The sequence below is a fragment of the Mesorhizobium sp. P3_A9 genome (assembly GCF_056402975.1).
On the sequence record NZ_JBFUGJ010000282.1, the window covers coordinates 1 to 7,812 of the forward strand.

A 7,812-nucleotide genomic window follows, 5' to 3' on the forward strand; every position below is an offset into this window, starting at 1 on the left:
GAGCGGCAGCACCATGAACGGCAGATAGGAATAGACGATGCCGATGAAGATCGCCGTGTAGGTGTTGAGGATGACCAGAGGCTGGTTGATGATGTGCAGCGACAAGAGCAGCTGGTTGAGCAGGCCCTCGGGCTTGAGGATGCCGATCCAGGCATAGACGCGGATCAGGAACGAAGTCCAGAACGGCAGGATGACCAACATCAGCAATGTAGGGCGGATGGTGGCCGGCGCACGTGACATGCCATAGGCGATCGGGTAGCCGACGATCAGCGTCAGGACGGTCGAGACGGCGGCAATGATGACGCTCGTCACATAGGCCTTGAAATAGAGCGAGTCCTGCGTCAGCCAGACATAATTATCGAAGTTGAGGTTGCGGAAGCCGGCGAAGAAGCCGGAGACGCCGTCCCTGAAATCGAGCACCGGCGTGTAGGGCGGCATGGCGATCGCCGTCTGCGACAATGAAATCTTGAAGACGATGACGAAGGGGATGAGAAAGAAGAACAGCAGCCAGAGGTAGGGGACGATGATGACGAGCCGGTTGACGAAGCCGGCACCCAGGCGCGTCAGGAACGGCTTGGCGACGGTCGATGGGGCGGCGGCATCGGTGACGGCGATGTTGGACATATCCTCCCCCTACCGTGCCAGCACGACGCCGGCGTCGGGCCGGAAGGACACCCAGGCGCGGTCATTCCAGGTCAGAGGATCCTCGGTCACGCGCGCCGCGTTCAAGGCGCTTGCCCTGATGATCTGCCCGTCATCCAGCCTGATGTGGTAGACGGTCATGTCGCCGAGATAAGCAACGTCATAGACCTCGCCTTCCAGCGCGTTGACGGCATCGGCTGGCTTCTTCGACGAGACCTTGATCTTCTCCGGCCTGATGGCGAAGACGATGTCGGAACCAGCCGCGGTACCGGCGCTGTTTTCGACGACGATCTGGGCACCTGTCGTACCGGTGATGCGCGTCGTGTTTGCCGTGCGCTCGGCGACCTTGCCTTCGAACATGTTCACATTGCCGACGAAATGGGCGACGAAGCGCGAGGTCGGCGCTTCGTAGACTTCGGCGGGTGTAGCGACCTGCATGACCTCGCCCTTGTCGATGATGGCTATACGATCGGCCATGGTCATAGCCTCTTCCTGGTCGTGGGTGACGACGACGAAGGTGAGGCCGAGGTTCTGCTGCAGGTCCATCAGTTCGAACTGGGTTTCCTCGCGCAACTTCTTGTCGAGAGCGCCGAGCGGCTCGTCGAGCAGCAGCACCTTCGGCCGCTTGGCGACCGAACGGGCAAGCGCGACGCGCTGGCGCTGGCCGCCGGAAAGCTGGTGCGGCTTGCGCTTGGCGAACTGCTCGAGCTTGACCAGCTTCAGCATCTCGGCGACGCGCTTTTCGATATCGGCCGCGGGCATGCCTTCCTGCTTGAGGCCAAAGGCGATGTTCTTCTCCACCGTCATATGCGGGAACAGGGCATAGGACTGGAACATCATGTTGACGGGCCGGCGATAGGGCGGGATGCCGCGCAGATCCTGGCCATCGAGCAGGATGCGACCGGCCGTCGGTTCCTCGAAGCCGGCAAGCATCCTCAGCAGCGTCGACTTTCCGCAACCCGAGGCGCCGAGCAGGGCGAAGAACTCGCGCTCGAAGATGGTCAGCGACAAATTGTTGACGGCGGTGAAGTCACCGAACTTCTTGGTGACGTTTTCGAACTGGATGTATGGCTTGGCGTTCGGGTCGTTCCATGGCGCGAAATCCCTGCGGATGCTGCCAAGCGATTTCATATCCCCACTCCGTGCTTTGTAGTTCCCCGGAGCGGTTCATCGTTTCTCGGAAACGCAGAACTRCTCCATCTCCTGGTTTTGACGCAATTCCGGACGGAAAACCGTTCCCCACTTTTCCTGGAATTGCTGCAGAGAAAYCGACCCCGGCAGCTGGCTGCCGGGGTCGTGTCGAATTGTCTACTGGCCGGTGACGATCTTGGTCCAGGTGCGCGTGATGACGCGCTGGGTCTTGGGATCATAGGGAGAGACCGTGTAGAGCTTCTGCAAGGTCGCATCGTCCGGATAGACGGCGGGGTCGCTCAGCAGGGCCTTGTCGACGAACTGCTGCGACGCCTTGTTGCCGTTGGCGTAGAGCACGGCGTTCGACGATTTGGCGATCACTTCCGGCGTCATCATGTAGTTGAGGAATTCATGCGCCTCGGCGACATGCGGCGCATCGGCCGGGATCGCCATCTGGTCGAACCACATCTGGGCGCCTTCCTTCGGCACGGAATAGCCGATTTCGACACCTTGCTTGGCCTCGACCGCACGATTGCGGGCCTGGAAGACGTCACCGGACCAGCCGACCGCAAGGCAGATGTCGCCATTGGCCAGGGCGTTGATGTACTCGGACGAATGAAACTTCCTGATAAAGGGGCGGACCTTCATCAGGGCTTCCTCGGCCTTGGCGATGTCGTCGGGCGAGGTGCTGTTCGGGTCGAGGCCGACATATTTCAGCGCCGCCGGAATGATGTCAGCCGGAGAATCCAGCACATAGACGCCACAGTCCTTCAGCTTGGCGAGACTCTCGGGATTGAAGAACACGTCCCAGCTGTCGATCTTGTCRGTGCCAAGYGCTGCCTGCACCTTCTTGATGTTGTAGCCGATRCCGACCGTSCCCCACATGTAGTTGATCGAATAYTCRTTGCCGGGGTCGTATTTGGCGGTCCTTTGTGAAACCGTGTCCCACATGTTGGAGATGTTCGGCAGTTTCGACTTGTCGAGTTTCTGGAACACGCCGGCCTGGATCTGGCGGGCAAGGAAATTGCCGCTCGGCACGACGACATCATAGCCGCTGCCGCCGGCGAGCAATTTGGTTTCGAGGATCTCGTTGGAATCGAACGTGTCGTAGACGACCTTGATGCCGGTCTTCTTGGTGAAGTCGTCGATGATCGTCGGGTCGATGTAATCGGACCAGTTGAAGACATTGACGACGCGGTCCTCGGCGTGCCCGGCGGGCGTGAACAATGTCAGAAATACCGAGGTTGCCGAAAGCCAGAGCGCTTTGCGGATCATGCTATTCTCCTTTGGTGAGTGTTCCATCGCCGGCTCGTCGCGACTGGCGCGCGGCCGGGCATTTGTTTCAGACTATTGAGCTTTCCTTGGGACAACAAGCGCCAATTGGCGCGCCGGCCGCGGCCGCGCAATTGTCCCGGACTGGGCAATTGTCCCGGACTGGAAGGAATCACGGTGCCGTCAGAAGCTTTCGCCGCCGCGCGGACAGAAATACAGAAATATGGACCGGTCTCGATCGGACCGGCAGGGAGACTTGGCAAGATACGCCTGTCTTGTTGTTGCCGTGCTCACAGCCTGCCCGGGCTGCAGCAACGTTGTCAATGGCAAAGCTTCAGCGGCCCGCATCAATTYGGCGATGGCACCCCGGTGACCCCTGCCCGCTGCGGCCGTGCCTGGCGCTTGAACTCGAGCCCGATATGGACGAGCAGCGCCGTGACCACCACCGCGCCGCCGATGATGGTGCGCCCGGACGGCACCTCGGAATGGATGAGCCAGACCCAGATCGGCCCAAGGATCGGCTCGAACGTGCCGAGCAGTGCCGCGATGGCCGCCGGGATCAGCCGCGCGCCGGTGGCGAAGAAGGCAAGACCAATGCCGAGATTGACCACGCCGAAAGCGAACAGAAAGCCCATGTCGCTGGCCGAGACCGTGAAGGTCGACGCCTGCGAGGCGGCAAAGCCGGCAGCCAGGATCGTGCCGAGGCAGGTCGCCGGCGTCATCCTCACGCTGGCGAACCGCCTTGTGATGACGGTGGCGATCGAGAACATGAACGCGATCAGCAGCGCCAGCCCGTCGCCTATGGGCGAGACGGCGCCATCGAGCGATTCCGACACCATGATGGCAACGCCGGCGATGACGGCGGCGATCGCCACCCAGGTCATGACAGTCACTTTCTCGCGAAACAACGCCCATGCCAACAGGGCCGCCAGAAGCGGCACGCCGGCCTGCATCAAGAGGATATTGGCGACGGTGGTGTAGGCGAGCGCGACGACGAAGGCGGTCGATGCGATGGCGAAGCAGAACCCGACGGCAAGGCCAGGCAGGCCCATGTCGCGAAACGATCGCAGCATGCCGCGCCAGCCGTCACGCCAGGCCATGAATGAAAGCAGGAAGGCGGCGGCCCAGACGGAGCGCCAGAAGATAACCGTCCAGCTGTCACCGACGGTGATGAAGCGGGCGATGGTGCCGCCGAAACTCCACATCAGCGCCGACAGGAAGACCAAAAGCATGCCGACGCGTTCCTCGCGCGGCGAGGCTGTCGACGTAACAAGGCCGGGCGATGATGCTGCGTCTGTCATGGGCGCGACTGTCGAGCTTTTGTGGACGGGACGATGCGCAAGGGACGACAAAAAACTGCTCTGTTCGCGTAACGCAAAGACTTGAGCAGCGGGTGATCCAGACACCGGCGACGATTGTGGCACCTTTTGCTGCCGCGTTACTGGAAGTCGAAGGCGCTCAGGCCCGTCACCATCTCGTCGAGGCCGAGCGGGCGTGTCACCGGCGGTTCGGCGCGCGCCAAGCAGCCGACGCGCTCGCAAAGCCGGCAAGCGGGTCCAACCTGCGTTGCCGCGACGGTGCCTTGTCCCGACTTTCCTGCAGCCGCCGCGCCGGGCAGGGCCGCGCCGTAGACAATGTCGTCGCGAAAGCCGATGTCGCAACCGAGCAGCAACGCGGTGCGGCGCGGACGCTCCGAGAACGCGCCTTGCGGCCCTTCCAGCGTGCGGGCGATACACAGGAACTCGGCGCCGTCGGGCATTTCCACCGCTTCGACGAAGATCTGGCCGGGCTGAGTGAAGGCGGCATGCACGGGCAGCTTGGGACAGCCGCCGCCGAAGCGGCTGTGCGGAAAGCCCTGGCTGCCGGCCCTGCGAAAGCGGTTCCCGGCATTGTCGACCTCCAGCATGAAGAAGGGCACGCCGAGTGCGCCCTGCCGCTGCAGCATGGTCAGCCGGTTAGCCGCCTGCTCGAAGGAGACGCCGAAGCGCGAGCGCAGGACGTCGATGTCGTAGCGGGCGCGAACGGCAGCCGCATGAAAAGCCTGATAAGGCATCATCAGCGCATGCGCGGCATAGCGGCCGAGCTCGAAGCGGGCGAGGCGGCGGGCCTCGTCGGTGCTCAGCTTGAGCGCCTGGATCTGACCGGCGACCGCAACCGTCATGCGGATCAGGCAGGCCTCCATCGCCACCTCGCGCAACTGGTCGAACGGCGACAGCCGCTCCGACAGGAACAGGCGCTGCGAATGGCGATCGTAGCGGCGGCGCCAGTTCGGCATGGTGGCGACCGGCAGCACCTTCACGACGATGCCGTATTCGCGCCTCAGCCAGGCCTTCAGCGCACCGAACAAATCGTCGCCGGGATCGAGCACAGAAGTGAACGCCTCGGCCTCTTCCTCGAGTGCTGTAAAATGGTTCGACCGCCGCTCGAAGGTCTCATGCACCTCGTCGATCGGCAGGCGGGCGCCGGAAAGCGCCGTCGCCCGCCCGTCGCGCGCCAGGAGTTCGTTGAGGTCGGACAGCCGCTCGGCCTGCTCGCGATAGGCGCGGAACAGTTTTATCACCGCGGCGGAAGCATTAGGCGCCGCCTCGGCAAGCTCGATCAGCTCCTGGTCTCCCGGCAATTCGCCGACCAGCAGCGGATCGGTGAAAACCTCCTTCAAGGCCGCGACCGACCCCCTTGCCTCGCCTTGCAGCTCGTGCGGGTCGACCTTGTAGACGGACGCCAGCTTGAGGATCAGCTGCACCGTCAGCGGCCGCTGGTTGCGTTCGATCAGGTTGAGATAGGACGGCGAGATGCCGAGCCCCTCGGCCATCGCCGTCTGGGTCAGGCCCTTGGCGTTGCGGATGCGGCGGATGCGCGGTCCGGCGAAAATCTTCTGCTCAGCCATCGACTGCCCTTGACAGGAATTTACACGACATCCGCGGCAATCTCATTGCCGCGCCTTTTACAATCATGACAAATTTACAGCAGCCCGCTGTCAAACACAACACAGGTTTTCCCTTATATCCTGGCATATTTGTTGATTTACCTGGCCCATTCCGCGCCGCAATGTAAATTCAGTCACATTCCAACGGGCCAAATGATTGGCCACCGGACATAGCGCAGCAATTCTTCGGAGTGACCCATGACTGATTTTTACAATCTCGTTCCCTCGGCGCCGGAAGGTCGCTTCGACGGCATCGAACGTCCCTATTCACCGGAGGATGTGAAGCGGCTGCGCGGTTCGGTGCAGATACGCCAGAGCCTGGCCGAAATGGGTGCCAACCGGCTGTGGAAGCTGATCCACGAAGAAGATTTCGTCAACGCGCTCGGCGCCATGTCCGGCAACCAGGCGATGCAGCAGGTGCGTGCCGGGCTGAAGGCGATCTACCTGTCGGGCTGGCAGGTCGCTGCCGACGCCAACACTGCGTCTGCAATGTATCCTGACCAGTCGCTTTATCCGGCCAATGCCGCGCCCGAACTCGTCAAGCGCATCAACCGCACGCTGCAGCGTGCCGACCAGATCGAGACCTCCGAGGGCAACGGGCTYTCGGTCGACACCTGGTTCGCGCCAATCGTCGCCGAYGCCGAGGCCGGCTTCGGCKGRCCGCTCAACGCCTTCGAGATCATGAAGGCGTTCATCGAGGCGGGTGCCGCCGGCGTCCATTATGAGGACCAGCTGGCATCGGAAAAGAAGTGCGGCCATCTCGGCGGCAAGGTGCTGATCCCGACCGCCGCGCACATCCGCAACCTCAACGCGGCGCGGCTGGCAGCCGATGTGATGGGCACGTCGACGCTGGTCGTGGCGCGCACCGATGCCGAAGCCGCGAAGCTTCTGACATCCGATATCGACGAGCGCGACCAGCCCTTCGTCGACTACGCTGCCGGGCGCACGGTGGAAGGCTTCTACCAGGTCAGGAACGGCATCGAGCCTTGCATCGCGCGGGCCGTCGCCTATGCGCCTTACGCGGATCTGATCTGGTGCGAGACCTCGAAGCCCGATCTGGCACAGGCCAGGAAGTTCGCCGAGGGTGTGCGCAAGCACCATCCGGGCAAGCTGCTCGCCTATAATTGCTCGCCCTCGTTCAACTGGAAGAAGAATCTCGACGACGCGACGATCGCCAAATTCCAGAGGGAACTCGGCGCCATGGGCTACAAGTTCCAGTTCATCACGCTCGCCGGCTTCCACCAGCTCAACTACGGCATGTTCGAACTGGCGCGCGGCTACAAGGCACGGCAGATGGCGGCCTATTCCGAGTTGCAGGAAGCGGAGTTCGCCGCGGAGGCCAATGGCTACACCGCGACCAAGCACCAGCGCGAGGTCGGTACCGGCTATTTCGACGCCGTGTCGATGGCGATCACCGGCGGCAAGTCGTCGACCACCGCCATGCATGAATCGACCGAGCACGCACAGTTCAAGCCGGCAGCCGAATAGCGGATCAGAAAACACCGAGGAAACGCCCAACAGGGCATCAGACACAGGAGAAGACCAATGGCATCGATAAGCCGTGTCAAGGAACGGGCAGAAGAACAATCGACGACGATGAGCGTCGACCAGCAGGCGACGATCCGCATGCTGGCCAATGATCTGCACAGACTGAACCAGTCGGTGATGAAGGCGGTCGAGGCGGGCGTCTCGGTGGAACTCGTGCGCTCGGCCAGGCACCATGGCGGCGACGGCAATTGGGGCGATCTGCTGATCCCGGTGATCGTCACGCAGCAGAGCCATGGCTGACCGGAAAGCGCTACAACCGACCCTTCACCTGCGCAGCCTATGCGCAGGTGAAT

7 protein-coding genes are annotated in these 7,812 nt (G+C 62.4%); 2 read left to right on the forward strand and 5 right to left on the reverse strand.

The genetic code is table 11. The annotated features are described in order from the left end of the window. The 5 genes from AC1DX0_RS27055 to AC1DX0_RS27075 form a co-directional block, all read right to left on the reverse strand. The coding region (locus AC1DX0_RS27055) for an ABC transporter permease (protein ID WP_477357467.1) at positions 1–624 on the reverse strand (624 nt) is incomplete at its 3' end. 9 nt (positions 625–633) lie between these two features. Beyond that, positions 634–1,773: an ABC transporter ATP-binding protein gene (locus AC1DX0_RS27060; protein ID WP_477223988.1), complete on the reverse strand. Its 1,140-nt coding sequence runs from the start codon at positions 1,771–1,773 to the stop codon at positions 634–636. A 177-nt stretch (positions 1,774–1,950) separates the two neighbouring features. Next, positions 1,951–3,048 carry a polyamine ABC transporter substrate-binding protein gene (locus AC1DX0_RS27065; protein WP_477223989.1) on the reverse strand — a complete coding sequence of 366 codons (1,098 nt, stop codon included), beginning with the start codon at positions 3,046–3,048 and terminating at the stop codon, positions 1,951–1,953. Between the two features lie 344 nt (positions 3,049–3,392). Beyond that, on the reverse strand, positions 3,393–4,346 hold the full coding sequence (locus tag AC1DX0_RS27070; protein ID WP_477223990.1) for a DMT family transporter: 954 nt from the start codon (positions 4,344–4,346) through the stop codon (positions 3,393–3,395). Positions 4,347–4,483: 137 nt separating this feature from the next. Further along, complete coding sequence (locus AC1DX0_RS27075) at positions 4,484–5,932, reverse strand: helix-turn-helix domain-containing protein (RefSeq protein ID WP_477223991.1); 1,449 nt, start codon at positions 5,930–5,932, stop codon at positions 4,484–4,486. A 237-nt stretch (positions 5,933–6,169) separates the two neighbouring features. Here AC1DX0_RS27075 and aceA point away from each other — a divergent pair, with 237 nt between their 5' ends. Further along, complete coding sequence (gene aceA / locus AC1DX0_RS27080) at positions 6,170–7,459, forward strand: isocitrate lyase (RefSeq protein ID WP_477357468.1); 1,290 nt, start codon at positions 6,170–6,172, stop codon at positions 7,457–7,459. A gap of 57 nt (positions 7,460–7,516) precedes the next feature. After that, complete coding sequence (locus AC1DX0_RS27085; RefSeq protein ID WP_006202762.1) at positions 7,517–7,759, forward strand: SMc00767 family acetate metabolism repressor; 243 nt, start codon at positions 7,517–7,519, stop codon at positions 7,757–7,759. Positions 7,760–7,812: the final 53 nt, after the last annotated feature.